The sequence below is a fragment of the Pseudomonas sp. TE3644 genome (assembly GCF_056278815.1).
Genome location: NZ_JBWBQF010000001.1, coordinates 6,504,043 through 6,518,701, shown reverse-complemented (window position 1 = coordinate 6,518,701; position 14,659 = coordinate 6,504,043). Strand labels below are relative to the sequence as shown.

Genomic DNA, 14,659 nt, shown 5'->3' with positions numbered 1-14,659 from the left:
TAACCAAGATCATTCTTTAAGGAGCGTAGGAAAAATGGAAGCTGGCACGGAACATCAAGGCCGAATCCTCCTGGTGGACGACGAATCCGCCATCCTTCGCACCTTCCGATACTGCCTGGAAGACGAAGGCTATAGCGTCGCAACGGCCAACAGCGCAGCCCAGGCTGACGCCTTGATGCAGCGCCAGGTGTTTGACCTGTGCTTCCTGGACTTGCGTCTGGGTGAAGACAACGGCCTGGACGTATTGGCGCAGATGCGCACCCAGGCACCCTGGATGCGCGTGGTGATCGTCACTGCCCACTCGGCGGTGGACACCGCTGTGGACGCCATTCAGGCCGGCGCCGCCGATTACCTGGTAAAGCCGTGCAGCCCGGACCAACTGCGCCTGGCCACCGCCAAGCAACTGGAAGTGCGCCAACTGTCGGCGCGCCTCGAGGCGCTGGAAGGCGAAATCCGCAAACCCAAGGACGGCCTGGATTCCCACAGCCCGGCCATGATGGTGGTGCTGGAAACAGCGCGTCAGGTGGCCGGTACCGATGCCAACATCCTCATCCTGGGTGAGTCCGGCACGGGTAAGGGCGAACTGGCCCGGGCCATCCACGGCTGGAGCAAACGCGCCAAGAAGGCCTGCGTGACCATCAACTGCCCGTCGTTGACCGCCGAGCTGATGGAAAGCGAGCTGTTCGGCCACAGCCGCGGCGCCTTCACCGGCGCCAGCGAAAGCACCTTGGGCCGGGTGAACCAGGCCGACGGCGGCACGCTGTTCCTCGACGAGATCGGCGACTTCCCGCTGACCTTGCAGCCCAAGCTGCTGCGCTTTATTCAGGACAAGGAATATGAGCGCGTGGGCGACCCGGTTACCCGCCGCGCCGACGTACGCATCCTGGCCGCCACCAACCTCAACCTCGAGGACATGGTGCGCGACGGTCGCTTCCGGGAAGACCTGCTGTACCGCCTGAACGTGATCACCCTGCACCTGCCGCCCCTGCGCGAGCGCAGCGAGGACATCCTGACCCTGGCCGACCGCTTCCTGGCCCGCTTCGTCAAGGAATACGCGCGCCCCGCACGCGCGTTCAGCGAGGAGGCACGGGCGGCCCTGCTGAACTACCGCTGGCCAGGCAATATCCGTGAGCTGCGCAACGTGGTGGAGCGCGCCAGCATCATCTGCGCCCAGGAACGCGTGGAAATCAGCCACCTGGGCATGGCCGAGCAACCCACCAACAATGCCCCGCGCATTGGTGCAGCCCTGAGCCTGGACGAGCTGGAAAAAGCCCACATCGGCGCCGTACTGGCCACCAGCGACACGCTGGACCAGGCCGCCAAGACCCTGGGCATTGATGCGTCGACCCTGTACCGCAAACGCAAACAGTACAACCTGTGAGGTTGCCGATGAAGTTGCGGACCCGGCTGTTTCTCAGCTTCTCGGCCCTGATCACCGTGGCGCTGCTGGGGCTCGCCCTGGGCCTGGTCAGTGTCATGCAGCTGGCCAGGGCTCAAGAGGGGCTGATCCACTCCAACTTCGCCTCCCTGGACCTGGGCCTCAAGCTGCGCCAGAACCTGGGTGACCAGCTGGTGATGATGCTCAGCGACCGCACCGACAAGGTCGCCCTGGGCAACACGCAGCAGCAGTTCCAGGACCTGATCAGCCAGGGCCTGGCCAGCGAGCAAGAGCAAGGCAACCCGGGGCCGTTCGCGCAGACGGCCAGCGACTACCAGAAATTCCTGGCCATTTATGCCCAAGCCAACAGCAGCGACGGCAACATCGGCGACAACCAGCCGCTCAGCGATGCCTTCAATGTGCTGCGCAACAGCCTGATCGATGGCCACAAGCGCGCCCTGGACAACATCAATGCCGCCCAGGAAACCGCCCATCAACGGGCGGTATTGGTGTCGGCGCTACTCGGCCTGGTAGGGCTGGCGGTGTTGCTGATCGGCTTCTTCACCGCCCATAACATTGCCCGGCGCTTCGGCGAACCCATCGAAGCACTGGCCACGGCGGCCGACAACATCAGCCAGGGCAATTTCGAGGTGGAACTGCCGCAGTCCAGTGCCGCCGAGCTCAACCGCCTGACCCAACGCTTCGCGACCATGGCACAGGTGCTGCGCAAGCACCAGGAAACCAATGTCGATGAACTGCTCACCGGGCAGCAGCGTTTGCAGGCCGTGCTGGACAGCATTGACGACGGCTTGCTGATGATCGACCGCGACGGCCGCCTGGAACACCTGAACCCCGTGGCTCAACGCCAGTTGGGCTGGGAGGACGACCGCCTGGGCATGGGCCTGGGCGAAGCCTTGCAGCGCCCGGAAATGGACGAGCAACTGGCACTGATCCTGCGCGGCGGCAGCCTGGAGCGCGCCCTTGAGGACCTGAATTTCGAAGTGGATGGCGAAACCCGGCTGCTGGCTTACAGCCTCACGCCGGTCAGCCACACCGAAGGGCACATCCTGGGCGCGGTGATGGTGCTGCACGACGTCACCGAACAGCGCGCCTTCGAACGTGTGCGCAGTGAGTTCGTGCTGCGCGCCTCCCATGAGCTGCGTACCCCGGTCACCGGCATGCACATGGCCTTCGGGCTGCTGCAGGAGCGCGTGCACTTCGCGCCCGAGTCACGCGAGGCCGACCTGCTGGAAACGGTAAAAGAGGAAATGCAGCGCTTGATGCAGTTGATCAACGACCTGCTCAACTTCTCCCGTTACCAGAATGGCCTGCAGAAGCTGACCCGTGGCCCCTGTGCCATCGACGACCTGCTGGACCGGGCACGGCAACGTTTCGACGAGCAGGCGCGGGAGAACGATATCGACCTGATCATCGAGCACCCGGAGGTGCTGCCGCGCCTGCATGCCGACCAGGCGCAGTTGGATCGTGTGCTGGATAACCTGCTGGACAACGCCATGCGCCATACTCCGCACAGCGGACGTATCCGCTTGCAGGCACGCCGGCATGCCGAGCGGGTGATCATCAGCGTCGAGGACAATGGTGAAGGGATCGCTTATGGGCAGCAGGGACGGATCTTCGAACCGTTCGTGCAGGTGGGGCGCAAGAAGGGTGGCGCCGGGTTGGGGCTGGCGTTGTGCAAGGAGATCGTGCAATTGCATGGTGGGCGCATGGGTGTGTATTCCCGACCGGGCCAGGGTACCCAGTTCTACATGACGCTGCCCCTGTAATCGCGTCGCCTGCATCGCGGCCAAGGCCGGCTCCTACACCGTCCGAGGTATGCGCTGTCCCAGGTAGGAGCCGGCCTTGGCCGCGATGCAGGCGACGCAGACCCTAAGCTTCATCGTCCAGGCGGCGGCCATTGAGGCGCCGCCCCCGGGTCACCAGCTCCATGAACTGCCGGGCATTGAGCGGATGGGCAAACAGCCAGCCCTGGCCGTAATGCACCCCTTCGCTGGTCAACAGCAGGGCCTGGGCCTCCAGCTCGATGCCTTCGGCAATCACCCGCAATTGCAGCGCGTGCGCCATGCGGATGATATGCGGCGCAACCCCGCTGCTGGCCGCATCATGGCCCAGGGCATCGATGAACGCCTTGTCGATCTTCAGGCAATCCACCGGCAAGGTCTGCAGATAGGCAAGGCTGCAATAACCGGTGCCAAAATCGTCGATCAGCACCTGGTGCCCCACATCCCGCAGCGCCTGCAGGTTATCCCGGGCCACCACCACATCGATCAGCCCACGCTCGGTCACCTCGAAGGCAATCTGATGCGCTGCCACCCGGTGCTGCGCCAGCAGGCGCGCCACCACGCGGCCAATGCGCGGCACCATGACGTCGCAGGCGGCCAGGTTCACCGAGACATAAATGTGGGGGTTGGCACGCAGCAACTGGCCCAGTTGCTCCAGCAGTTGCTGCAGGACGAAATCGGTAATCTCGCGGATCTGGCCGGTGTTTTCCGCCATGGGGATGAACAGGTCTGGGCTGGTCAGGGTTCCATCCGGACGCCGCCAGCGCACCAGCGCCTCGGCGCCCACACATCGTCGGCTGTTGAGGTCGAAGATCGGCTGGTACAGCACCTTCAGTTCGCCACGGCGCAAGGCGCCTTGCAGTTCGGCACTCAACGAGCGGCGCTCGCGCACCAGCAACAGCACCATCCAGCCCACGAACCCGGCCAGTACCAGGCTGCCGGGGAACAGCGCCCACAGCGCCGCGTTCATTTTCGGCAGCAGGCTGGTGCGTGGTGCGATCAGCACCAGTTGGTAGTCGGGCGACTTGGTGAACATGCGGTAGATGAGGCTGTCACGGGTGATCAGCAAGGCTTGCTGGGAGGGCGGCGGCCAGTTGGTGGTAGGCGGCCAGGCTTGCACCGGGCCCAGTACCGGCACCGCGCGCTTGCCCTTGTCCAATACCACCAGCAGGCTGCCGCCGGGGGTCAGGTCCACCACGTCGGTCAGATGGCCGCGCGAGGTCGACACCGTGAATGCCCCGCGCCCCAGGCGCAGGGCAGCCAGGTTGTCATCCGGCTGGGTGGTGGTGTTGAGCCAATAACTGTAGGTAGGGCCCTTGATATCCGCCGCGCGCAACTCGCTGGCACCCGGCTGGCCCGGACGGCTTGAGCAGCGTTGCTGGCCATCGGTGTACACCGCGTCGTAGACAAAGCGGTTATCGAACTCAACCTGCTGCAAGGCGCCGATCATCGCCGGGCTGCAGCCTTCAAGCCCTTGCCCGTTGAGCCAGTCGACGCTTTCGCGCAGCTGACCGAATATCTGTTCCAGACGATCGAGAAAGCGCTCGCCGCGAGCATTCATCTGCTCGATTTCGGTTTGCTGCACCTGGTGCATTACCAGCCCGAAACTGGCACTCAACAACAAGGCCGCACAAGCCGCAGCCGCCAGCATCGCCATTAACCAAGGACGATAGATAGCGCTACGAATACGCAGGAATGCGGGAGACATGGGTAAATATCCAGTTGCTTACCATGAGGTATAGCAACTGGCAGGGATTTAGCCTCGCCGTTGGGCGGGGCGCCGCTTAGCGGGCGTTGCTCAGCGCCTGGAGGATGGCGGCCGTTTCAGCGTCGGGCTGGCCATCGAAGCGGGCTGGGCGGAAGTGCATCTGGAAGGCCGAGATCACGTGGCGGGTGGCAACGTCGAGTTCGCCGGTCTGGTCCACGCCGTAACCCAGGCGGGTGAGTTGCTGCTGGTACCAGAGGATGCTCGGCTCGTTGACGTCGAAACGGGCCTTGTTGCGCGCAACGGCGGCGGCGTCGGGCCAGATACCCAGGCCTTCGTCGGCCAGGCGTTTCCACGGGAACATCGGGCCAGGGTCCTGCTTGCGCAGGGGGGCGATGTCGCTGTGGCCGACGATGTAGCGCGGCTCGATGTGGTAGCGCTTGACGATGTCCTTGAGCAGCGCCTCGACGGCCTTGATCTGCTCTTCGGTGTAGGGATACCACAGTCGGCCATTGGGGGTGTCGGTGTAACCCGGGTTGACGATCTCGATACCGATGGAGCTGGAGTTGAGCCAGGTGCGGCCATCCCATTGGCTTTCGCCGGCGTGCCAGGCGCGTTGGCTCTCATCCACCAGCTGATACACCTTGGGCGGGTTGAGGCCCACCAGGTAATGGGCGCTGACCTCGCCGTGGGTCAGCAGCGCCAGCGAGCGCTCGTCGGAGGCAGAGGTGTAGTGCAACACCACGAACTGGATGCGGCTGTCATGGTTGACCGAGGGGTGGCTGCGATCCAGTTGCAGGCCGGTGGAACAGCCCGTCAACACGAGCAACAGCAGGGCGCAGCCGAGGAGTTTCATAGGGGGGGACGACGACTTGGTGGACAGTAATGCAATAGTATAACACACAGGTGATCTAATCCCTGTAGCCGCTGCCGCAGGCTGCGCTGGCCCTGATGTTCACTGGAGATCTCCAGCGGGGGATCGGGCCAGCGCAGCCTGGCGGCAACGGCTACAGGTCAGCCGTTGAGTACGCGGTTGCGGCCGGCGTCCTTGGCGCGGTACAGCGCATCGTCGGCGCGCTTGAGCACCAGGTCGCTGCGCTCGCTGCCGCGGAAAGCGGCCAGGCCGATGGAGAGGGTGATGGTCACGCGCTGGCCCTTGAAGTGGAATGGGCAGGCCTCCACTGCGGCCCGCAAGGCCTCCACCAGGCGCAGGCCGTCGGCCATGGACGTCTGCGGTATCAGCAGCACGAACTCCTCGCCACCGAAGCGCGCCATGAAGTCCCCCGGCCGCACGCGCTTGCGCATTTCATTGGCGATGATCTTCAGCACCTTGTCGCCCGCCAGGTGGCCGTAGCTGTCGTTGATGGATTTGAAGTGGTCCAGGTCGAGCATGGCCAGCAGCAATTCACTGCCATCCTCCTGCCGCTGGGCCACGGCCTGCTCCAGGCGCTCGGACCACGCGGCGCGGTTGGGCAGGCCGGTCAGCGGGTCGATCAGGGCTTTCTGGCGCTGTTCTTCCAAGTGTTCACGGTAGCCCTGGGCTTCGCTTTCCATGCTGGCGACGCGCTCGGCCAGCCCTTGCAGGCGGGTGGCGATTTCCTGCTCGCGCTGGTCGCGTTGCTGCTGGTGCACGTCCATGGTGCCGATCAGGCCTTCCAGTCGCTGCTCCAGGATCTGCTTGAGGCTGTTGACGTCGGTAGCACCCTGCACGCTGCTTTGCAGGCCGCCGACCTGCTCGCGAAGCTGGCTGTCCAGCTCGCGGGCGGCCGAGCGGCTGTCGGCGTGGCCTTCGCTGGCGGCCTGCAGGTGGCTTTGGAAGGTGTCCAGACGCTCATTGAGCTGCTTGAGGTACAGCTCGAAGTCGTGCTGGCCGCTGTCGTTGATGGCCAGCATCAGCGTGGCCAGATCGTCGAGGATCGGCAGCAGTTCGTACCAGTTCAAGCCATGCTGCAGACGGTCGCGCATGTCTTCGGCTTGCGGGCGGTGGCGCTCGGGCAGGGTCAGGTCGTTGAGCAGCCCCAGCAGGGTTTCTTCAATGTGCGCGGCCACCGAGCTGTAGGAAGGCTCGGGCGACGGGGGCAGGGCATAGAGCACATCTTCAGCAGGCGCTTCGGGGTCGATGGCGGCGATGGCTTCGGCCATTACGGCGGGCAGTGGCAGGCGGTCGATGAAGACGGGGGTGGCGCTGTCGCTCGGAGCGGGCGAGGGCAGGTCCACGCTCGGCTCGACGATCGGTGCCTCGGGCTCCACTTCCGGTTCGGGTTCGGGCTCGGACAGCGGTGCTGCTTCGTCCACCGCTGGCAGGTCCACGATAGGCTGCGGGGGCGGCGCAACAACGGCAGGCGGCTCGGGCACCGGGGGCTCAGCCACAGGTGCCAGGACTGAAGCGGGTACTGGCTCCGCAGTTGGCACCGGGGCAATGGCCACGACCGGGGCGACCACAGGCGCTTGGCTGACCGGCTCGGGAGGCGCCTCTGGCTGTGGCGCAGGCTCCGCAACCGGGACGGGGGCCGCAGGCGTCGGGGCGACCGCTTCGGCCGCAGGCTCCGCTTCGGCATCGCGACTGCCGAACAATCGCTCCAGCAGCCCCGGCCGATGGCTTTCACCGCCACTTTCAATGCCGGTCAGCGCCTGGCCCTGCAAGGCGCTGAGTTCGCTGAGCAGCAGCGGAATTTCCCGCGCCTGACCCGCGCGGTCTTCCACCTGCTTGGCAAACTTCTTCAGGGGCTTGGCCACTTCACGGGGCAGCGGCAGTTTCTGCAACTGCTCCACCAGCGCCGTCAGCGCCGTGCTGGTCTGCGTGACCCGCGTTTCACGACGCTGCTCGGAGTCGAGCACGGCCTTTTCCAGGCGCGGGATCAGGGCGGCAAGGCCGGCGTCCATGTCATCGGTACGCACCACCTCGCGCATTTCTTTCATGCACTGGTCCACGGCCTTGTCGGTGCCTTCGGCCGCCAGGGTGCTGCGCACCAGGCCGCGGCGCAACAGGTCGAGCCGCGCATTCCAGCGGCGCTCCAGTTTTTCCTGCTGTTCAATACTCTTGAGGTACTTTTCTTTCCAGCGCTGGGCGTCGTCGGTCATGCCAAGGGTCTGCGAGGTGAGGGGCTAAGGGCCGGAAGCGCGTCGGCCACAAGGGAATCGGGCAAGCGGATCTCAACTGCCACGGGCAGGTGGTCGGAAATCGGCTGGGGCAGCACCTGCACCCGTTCCAGGGTCAGGGTAGGGCTGAGCAAAATATGATCAAGGCAACGTTGCGGGCGCCAGCTGGGGAAGGTGGCTTCCGCCTGCGGGGCCAGCAGGCCAAGGTCGCGCAAGGGCGAATGCAGCAGCAGGTCGCTGGCATGGGTGTTCATGTCACCCATCAGAATCTGGTGGCGGTAACCGCCAATCAGCTCGCGGATATACGCCAGCTGTCGCGCCCGGGTACGGGTGCCCAGGGCCAGGTGCATCATCACCACCACCAGGGCGTCGGCACCTTCGCCAAAGCGCGCCAGGATCGCCCCACGCCCTGCAGGGCCCGGCAACGGGTGATCCTCCAGGCTCCAGGGTCGCAGGCGGCTGAGGATGCCGTTGCTGTGCTGGGCCATGCGGCCAAGGTTGCGGTTGAGTTGCTGGTACCAGTAGGGGAAGGCGCCCAGTTGGGCCAGGTGCTCCACCTGGTTGACGTAACCGGAGCGGATACTGCCGCCGTCCACTTCCTGCAAGGCCACCAGGTCGAAGTCGGTCAGCAGTTCGCCGATCTTCTGCAGGTTGGTGGCCCGGCCGGTGTGGGGAAGCAGATGCTGCCAGCTGCGCGTCAGGTAATGGCGATAGCGTTGGGTGCTGATGCCTACCTGGATATTGAAACTGAGCAGGCGCAGCCGGCCATCCTCAGGGAGGCCGCTGGCAGTTACATGATGCTCGTTGACCCGCGGATCCCGCAGGCCAACCACACGTTCGGATCTCCAGCGGCGCACGGGCTCACCTGATGATTAGTTGGCAGCGCTCTTGTTGGCTGCACGTTCCTTGGCAATCAGTGCATCGGCCACTTTCAGCGTTTCTTCAGGGCCACCTGCGGTACCGAGGTCAAAACGGTATTTGCCGTTGACGATCATGGTCGGTACGCCTTGCACACCGTAAGCCACGGCCAGCTCCTTGTACTGCTTGACCTTGCCCTGGACGGCGAAGGAGTTGTAGGTCTCCAGGAACTTGGTCTTGTCCACGCCCTGGGTGGCTACGAAGTCAGCCATGTCGTTAGGATCGGTCAGGCGCTTGCCTTGTTTCTGAATGGCGTCGAACACCGCGGAGTGAACCTTGTGCTCCACACCCATCATGTCCAGGGTAATGAACAGTTGACCGTGCAGATCCCACGGGCCGCCGAACATGGCTGGAATACGCACGAAGTGTACGTCAGCCGGCAGCTTCTCGATCCACGGGTTGATGGTTGGCTCAAAGGCGTAGCAGTGCGGGCAGCCGTACCAGAACATCTCGACGACTTCGATTTTTCCGGGCTGGGACACCGGCACCGGGCTGGTCAGTTCGACGTACTGCTTACCCGCTTCCAGCGGGGCATCGGCGGCTTGGGCGGTGACGCCGAACAGAGTGGCCACAACCAGCGCGGCGCCGAAGATCAGATTACGCATGCTTTACTCCTGAGCAAATAGGGATCGCCACCCGGCGACGTGCGGTGAGACTCGCTGCCGAGGGGTTCAGTTCGCTAGTGTAACGGCAGACTTCAAGAAAAAGGGTAGCGGCGGCTACCCTTTTCCATTGTTTCATTTCAAGACACGACAATCCCGTCAGTGCAGGCCTTGCACGTAGGCAGCCAGGGCCTCGATGTCCTTGTTGCTGAGCTTGGACGCGATGCTGCGCATCACCATGGTGTCACCGTCATTGGTGCGGTTGCCTTCGCGGAAGTCCGTGAGCTGCTTGGTCACGTAGGGTGCATGCTGGCCGCCCAGGTGCGGGAAGCCGGCCATGGCGTTGCCGATGCCGTTGGGCGAATGGCACCCGGTGCAGGCGGGCATGCCCAGGTCCAGCTTGCCCCCGCGAAACAGCGCCTCGCCCTTGGCCACCAGGTTGGGGTCGGCGGCGCCGATGCTGCCTTTCTGGCTGTTGAAGTAGGCCGCCAGGTCGGCCAGGTCCTGATCGCTGAGGTTGGTCAGCAGGCCGGTCATTTCCAGCACCTGTCGCTTGCCGGACTTGATGTCGTGCAGCTGCTTGTTGAGGTAGCGCTCGCCCTGGCCGGCCAGTTTCGGGAAATTGGGCGCCATGCTGTTGCCATCCGGACCGTGGCAGGCACCACAGACCGCCGCCTTGGCTTGCCCGGCAGCCGGATCGCCCGCCGCCTGGGCCAAACCTGTGATTCCTACTGTCAGCAGCAGACTCACTATTATTTTTTTCATCAGCTAATCCAACTACGGCTAAGGGTGAAAGATCGGTGCCGCAGGCATGGGCCGCTCATCCAGTGGATTACGGTCTTGTAGTCTTCGGCACTGCTGTCCGTGCACAATCCACGTGGCGGCATAGCCTTGAAACCCTGAGTTACATCAGTGACGCTAGCAGCAAGCCGCCATTTCGTCCTGAAACGATAGGTTCAGGGTTGGGGGAATTTGCGTTCTAATGCGCGACGAACATCAAGATGCCCCCCGGTGTGTGCCCCTTTACGGCGGGACAAAGCACACACGAAATCTACGGCATTATATACTACCGACGTCAGCGAAGCGGAAACGACCCGCCTGCCAGGGCCCTTGCCCGGCGTCGCCCCACAGCGGAAATCACATGCAAGTCAAAAACCCCATCCTCGGTCTGTGCCAACAGGCTACCTTCTCGCTCAGCGCCGCCAAGGTCGACCAGTGCCCGGATGATGAAGGCTTTGAAGTGGCCTTTGCCGGCCGCTCCAACGCCGGCAAGTCCAGTGCCCTGAACACCCTGACCCACGCCAGCCTGGCGCGCACATCCAAGACCCCGGGGCGCACGCAGCTGCTGAACTTCTTCCAGCTGGATGAAGAACGCCGCCTGGTGGACTTGCCCGGCTACGGCTACGCCAAGGTGCCGATCCCGCTCAAGCAGCACTGGCAGCGCCACCTCGAGGCCTACCTGGGCAGCCGCGAAAGCCTCAAGGGCCTGATCCTGATGATGGACATTCGCCACCCGATGACCGATTTCGACCAGCTGATGCTCGATTGGTCGGTGGCCAGCCACATGCCGATGCACATCCTGCTGACCAAGGCCGACAAGCTGACTTACGGCGCGGCCAAGAACACCTTGCTGAAGGTGCAGTCCGAAATTCGCAAGGGTTGGGGCGATGCGGTGAGCATCCAGTTGTTCTCGGCGCCCAAGCGCATGGGCCTGGAAGATGCCTACGCCGTGCTGGCGCGCTGGATGGAACTGCCGGACAAGGTTGACGCGTGATTATGTAGGAGAAAGGGGGGCGCCTAGCCCTTGCTCGCGATGCAGGCGACGCAGTTCGGACCTGAACCGCGTCGATGCCATCGCGAGCAAGCTTTGCTCCCACAGGTGAAACGCTCAAATCGAGTTCACACTGTGGGAGCAAAGCTTGCTCGCGAGAGGCCGGTACTGATTGCCGGGAACCATAGATCTGCCACAGTAGATCTGGCAGCAGCTACAGGGTTGGTCAAATCGCGGGCAAAAAAAACCCCGGACTTCGTATGGGGAGGGGGAAGTTCGGGGTCTAAGTTCCGGACCGCTAGGGCGGGGTCCAGATATCTGCCAACACTTAACACAACATAGGAGCATCGAACGGCTTCACCAGCCATTCAGGTACTCTGAGTAGGGTTTGACAGGTTTAGTTCCCCGGGTGCTGAAAACTAATTGTCCTAAGCAGTGCGAGCGTTAGGCCTGATCCAATATCGGGGGCGCTCGCACCGGCCTCATCGCGGCCAAGGCCGGCTCCTACACGATCGGTGTAGCAGCCGACTTTAGTCGCGATGCAGGCGCCGCAATTACGGATCAGTGCGCCTCGTCCCAGTTATTGCCCACGCCCACTTCCACCAGCAGCGGTACGTCCAGTTCGGCGGCGCTGCTCATGTGCGGGCGAATCTGTTCGCTGACCTGGTCCACCAGGTCTTCACGCACTTCCAGCACCAGTTCGTCGTGTACCTGCAGGATCACCCGGGCATCCAGGCCCGAGTCGCTCAGCCAGTTGTCCACCGCCACCATGGCGCGCTTGATGATGTCGGCCGCGGTGCCTTGCATCGGGGCGTTGATCGCCGTGCGCTCGGCACCCTTGCGCAGGGCCGGGTTCTTGGCGTTGATGTCGGCCAGGTACAGGCGACGACCAAACAGGGTTTCCACGTAGCCTTGCTCGGCCGCCTGGGCACGGGTGCGCTCCATGTAGGCCAGCACGCCCGGATAGCGGGTGAAGTAGCGGTCGATGTATTCCTTGGCCTGCTTGTTGTCCACGCCGATCTGCTTGGCCAGGCCGAAGGCGCTCATGCCGTAGATCAGGCCGAAGTTGATGGCCTTGGCGCTGCGACGCTGGTCGGTGGTGACCTGATCCAGCTCCACGCCAAATACCTCGGCGGCCGTGGCACGGTGCACGTCCAGGTTGTTCTGGAAGGCGTGCAGCAAACCTTCGTCCTTGGCCAGGTGGGCCATGATGCGCAGCTCGATCTGCGAGTAGTCCGCGGCCAGCAGTTTGTAGCCTTGCGGCGCCACGAAGGCCTGGCGGATGCGCCGGCCTTCAGCGGTGCGGATCGGGATGTTCTGCAGGTTCGGGTCACTGGAAGACAGACGGCCGGTAGCGGCCACCGCCTGGTGATACGAGGTGTGGATACGCCCGGTGCGCGGGTTGATCTGCTCCGGCAGGCGGTCGGTGTAGGTGCTTTTCAGCTTGCTCAGCGAGCGGTACTGCATCAGCACCTTGGGCAGCGGGAAGTCCTGCTCGGCAAGCTCTGCCAGCACGGCTTCTGCGGTTGAGGCCTGGCCCTTGGCAGTCTTGTTGAGAATCGGCATGCCCAGCTTGTCGTAGAGAATCACGCCCAGCTGCTTGGGCGAACCCAGGTTGAATTCCTCGCCAGCGATTTCGAAGGCCTGGCGCTCCAGCTCGACCAGCTTGGCGCCCAGCTCACCGCTCTGTACGCCCAGCAAGTCGGCGTCGACCAACGCACCCTGGCGCTCGATCTTGGCCAGCACCGGCACCAGCGGCATCTCGATGTCGTCCACCACGGTCAGCAGGCTTGGCGCGGCGGCCAGCTTGGCCTGGAACAGCTGGTGCAGGCGCAGGGTCACGTCGGCGTCTTCGGCGGCGTAAGGGCCGGCCTGTTCCAGCGGGATCTGGTCAAAGGTCAGCTGCTTGGCGCCCTTGCCGGCGATCTGCTCGTAGGTGATGGTGGTGTGGCCCAGGTACTTGGCGGCCAGGCTGTCCATATCGTGACGGGTGGCCGTGGAGTCCAGCACGTAGGATTCGAGCATGGTGTCGAACTTCACGCCCTGCACCTTGATGCCCTGTTGAGGGTCGCCACCGATGGCGCAGTTGGCCAGGATGTTCATGTCGTACTTGGCGTTCTGGCCGACCTTGAGCTTGGCCGGGTCTTCCAGCAGCGGCTTGAGGGCACGCAGCACGGTGTCACGGTCCAGCTGCTCGGGGGCGCCAATGTAGGAATGGGTCAGCGGGATGTAGGCGGCTTCATGGGGCTGCACGGCGAACGACAGGCCCACCAGTTGCGCCTTCTGGGCGTCCAGGCCGGTGGTCTCGGTGTCGAAGGCGAACAGTTCGGCCTTGTTCAGCTTATCCAGCCACAGGTCGAAGCTTGCCTGGTCCAGAATGGTGTCGTAGCGGGTTTCCACGGCAGCCACCGGGGCCACCTCGGCAACCACTTCCTGCCCGGCGCGCTTGGCGTCGCGCTGCACGTCGTCGATCCAGCTCTTGAACTCAAGCTCGGTGTACAACTCTACCAGCGCCTCGCGGTCCGGCTCGCCGCACACCAGGGCTTCCACTTCCACGTCCAGCTCGACGTCGATCTTGATAGTGGCCAGCTGGTAGGACAGGAACGCCATGTCCTTGTGCTCTTCCAGCTTGGCGGGCAGGTTTTTGGCGCCGCGGATGGGCAGGGCAGGGACCTTGTCGAGGTTTTCGTACAGTTCTTTCAGGCCGCCGCCGATGCCTACCAGCAGGCCGACCGCCGTTTTCTCGCCAACGCCGGGAACACCGGGGATATTGTCGACTTTATCGCCCATCAGGGCCAGATAGTCGATGATGTGCTCAGGGCCGACGCCAAACTTCTCCTTTACCCCTTCAATGTCCATGACGCTGCCGGTCATGGTGTTGACCAGGGTCACGTGCCCATCGACCAGTTGGGCCATGTCCTTGTCGCCGGTGGAGATGATCACCGGCCGATCAGCGGCAGCGCTGCTGCGCGCCAGCGTGCCGATCACATCGTCAGCCTCGACGTTGTCCACGCACAGCAACGGGTAGCCCAGGGCACGCACGCTGGCGTGCAACGGCTCGACCTGCACGCGCAGATCGTCGGGCATGCTGGGGCGGTTGGCTTTGTAGTCGGCGAACATTTCGTCGCGGAACGTGCCGCCTTTGGCGTCGAATACAACGGCAAACGGGCTGTCCGGGTACTGTTTGCGCAGGCTCTTGAGCATGTTCAGCACGCCTTTGACCGCGCCGGTCGGCATCCCCTTGGAGGTGGTCAGCGGTGGCAGGGCATGGAAAGCCCGGTACAGGTAGGAGGAACCGTCCACCAGGACGAGGGGAGCTTTGCTCATGAGCAGAATCAACCTTTTCGGCGGGTCCGGCGCTAGAATGTCCGGAACATTGACGAC

10 protein-coding genes and 1 pseudogene are annotated in these 14,659 nt (G+C 63.7%); 3 read left to right on the top strand and 8 right to left on the bottom strand.

What is annotated here, in order from left to right:
- Nucleotides 1–34: 34 nt before the first annotated feature.
- Together algB and ACZ9GA_RS29025 are read left to right on the top strand one after the other, a co-directional pair.
- Nucleotides 35–1,381 carry a sigma-54-dependent response regulator transcription factor AlgB gene (gene algB / locus ACZ9GA_RS29030; protein WP_457358894.1) on the top strand — a complete coding sequence of 449 codons (1,347 nt, stop codon included), beginning with the start codon at nt 35–37 and terminating at the stop codon, nt 1,379–1,381.
- Nucleotides 1,378–3,165: a KinB sensor domain-containing domain gene (locus ACZ9GA_RS29025; RefSeq protein WP_457358896.1), complete on the top strand. Its 1,788-nt coding sequence runs from the start codon at nt 1,378–1,380 to the stop codon at nt 3,163–3,165. The genes algB and ACZ9GA_RS29025 overlap by 4 nt, the downstream gene beginning before the upstream one ends.
- A 103-nt stretch (nt 3,166–3,268) precedes the next feature.
- Here ACZ9GA_RS29025 and ACZ9GA_RS29020 read toward each other — a convergent pair whose 3' ends face one another.
- From ACZ9GA_RS29020 to ACZ9GA_RS28990, 7 genes and pseudogenes are all read right to left on the bottom strand, one after another.
- Nucleotides 3,269–4,888, bottom strand: coding sequence for an EAL domain-containing protein (locus tag ACZ9GA_RS29020; protein ID WP_457358898.1), 1,620 nt, complete (start codon nt 4,886–4,888; stop codon nt 3,269–3,271).
- Between the two features lie 76 nt (nt 4,889–4,964).
- The gene (locus ACZ9GA_RS29015; protein ID WP_457358900.1) at nt 4,965–5,741 is read right to left on the bottom strand and encodes an N-acetylmuramoyl-L-alanine amidase; all 777 of its coding nucleotides are present in this window, start codon (nt 5,739–5,741) and stop codon (nt 4,965–4,967) included.
- 158 nt (nt 5,742–5,899) lie between these two features.
- Nucleotides 5,900–7,966 (bottom strand): GGDEF domain-containing protein, encoded by a 2,067-nt coding sequence (locus ACZ9GA_RS29010; RefSeq protein ID WP_457358902.1) that lies wholly within the window; start codon nt 7,964–7,966, stop codon nt 5,900–5,902.
- The gene (locus ACZ9GA_RS29005) at nt 7,963–8,841 is read right to left on the bottom strand and encodes an endonuclease/exonuclease/phosphatase family protein (protein ID WP_455920987.1); all 879 of its coding nucleotides are present in this window, start codon (nt 8,839–8,841) and stop codon (nt 7,963–7,965) included. The genes ACZ9GA_RS29010 and ACZ9GA_RS29005 overlap by 4 nt, the downstream gene beginning before the upstream one ends.
- A 15-nt stretch (nt 8,842–8,856) precedes the next feature.
- Nucleotides 8,857–9,507 carry a thiol:disulfide interchange protein DsbA/DsbL gene (locus ACZ9GA_RS29000; protein ID WP_457358903.1) on the bottom strand — a complete coding sequence of 217 codons (651 nt, stop codon included), beginning with the start codon at nt 9,505–9,507 and terminating at the stop codon, nt 8,857–8,859.
- 156 nt (nt 9,508–9,663) lie between these two features.
- On the bottom strand, nt 9,664–10,269 hold the full coding sequence (locus tag ACZ9GA_RS28995; protein ID WP_457358905.1) for a c-type cytochrome: 606 nt from the start codon (nt 10,267–10,269) through the stop codon (nt 9,664–9,666).
- Nucleotides 10,269–10,421: pseudogene (locus tag ACZ9GA_RS28990) on the bottom strand (hypothetical protein); the annotation flags it as partial. The pseudogene ACZ9GA_RS28990 and the gene ACZ9GA_RS28995, both read right to left, overlap by 1 nt.
- A 224-nt stretch (nt 10,422–10,645) precedes the next feature.
- On the opposite strand from ACZ9GA_RS28990, the gene yihA reads away from it, so the two are divergent.
- A complete protein-coding gene (yihA, locus tag ACZ9GA_RS28985) occupies nt 10,646–11,278 on the top strand; it encodes a ribosome biogenesis GTP-binding protein YihA/YsxC (protein ID WP_457358907.1) in 633 nt (210 codons plus the stop codon).
- Nucleotides 11,279–11,836: 558 nt separating this feature from the next.
- Here the strand turns inward: yihA and polA are convergent.
- Nucleotides 11,837–14,602: a DNA polymerase I gene (gene polA / locus ACZ9GA_RS28980; RefSeq protein ID WP_457358908.1), complete on the bottom strand. Its 2,766-nt coding sequence runs from the start codon at nt 14,600–14,602 to the stop codon at nt 11,837–11,839.
- Nucleotides 14,603–14,659 lie beyond the last annotated feature (57 nt).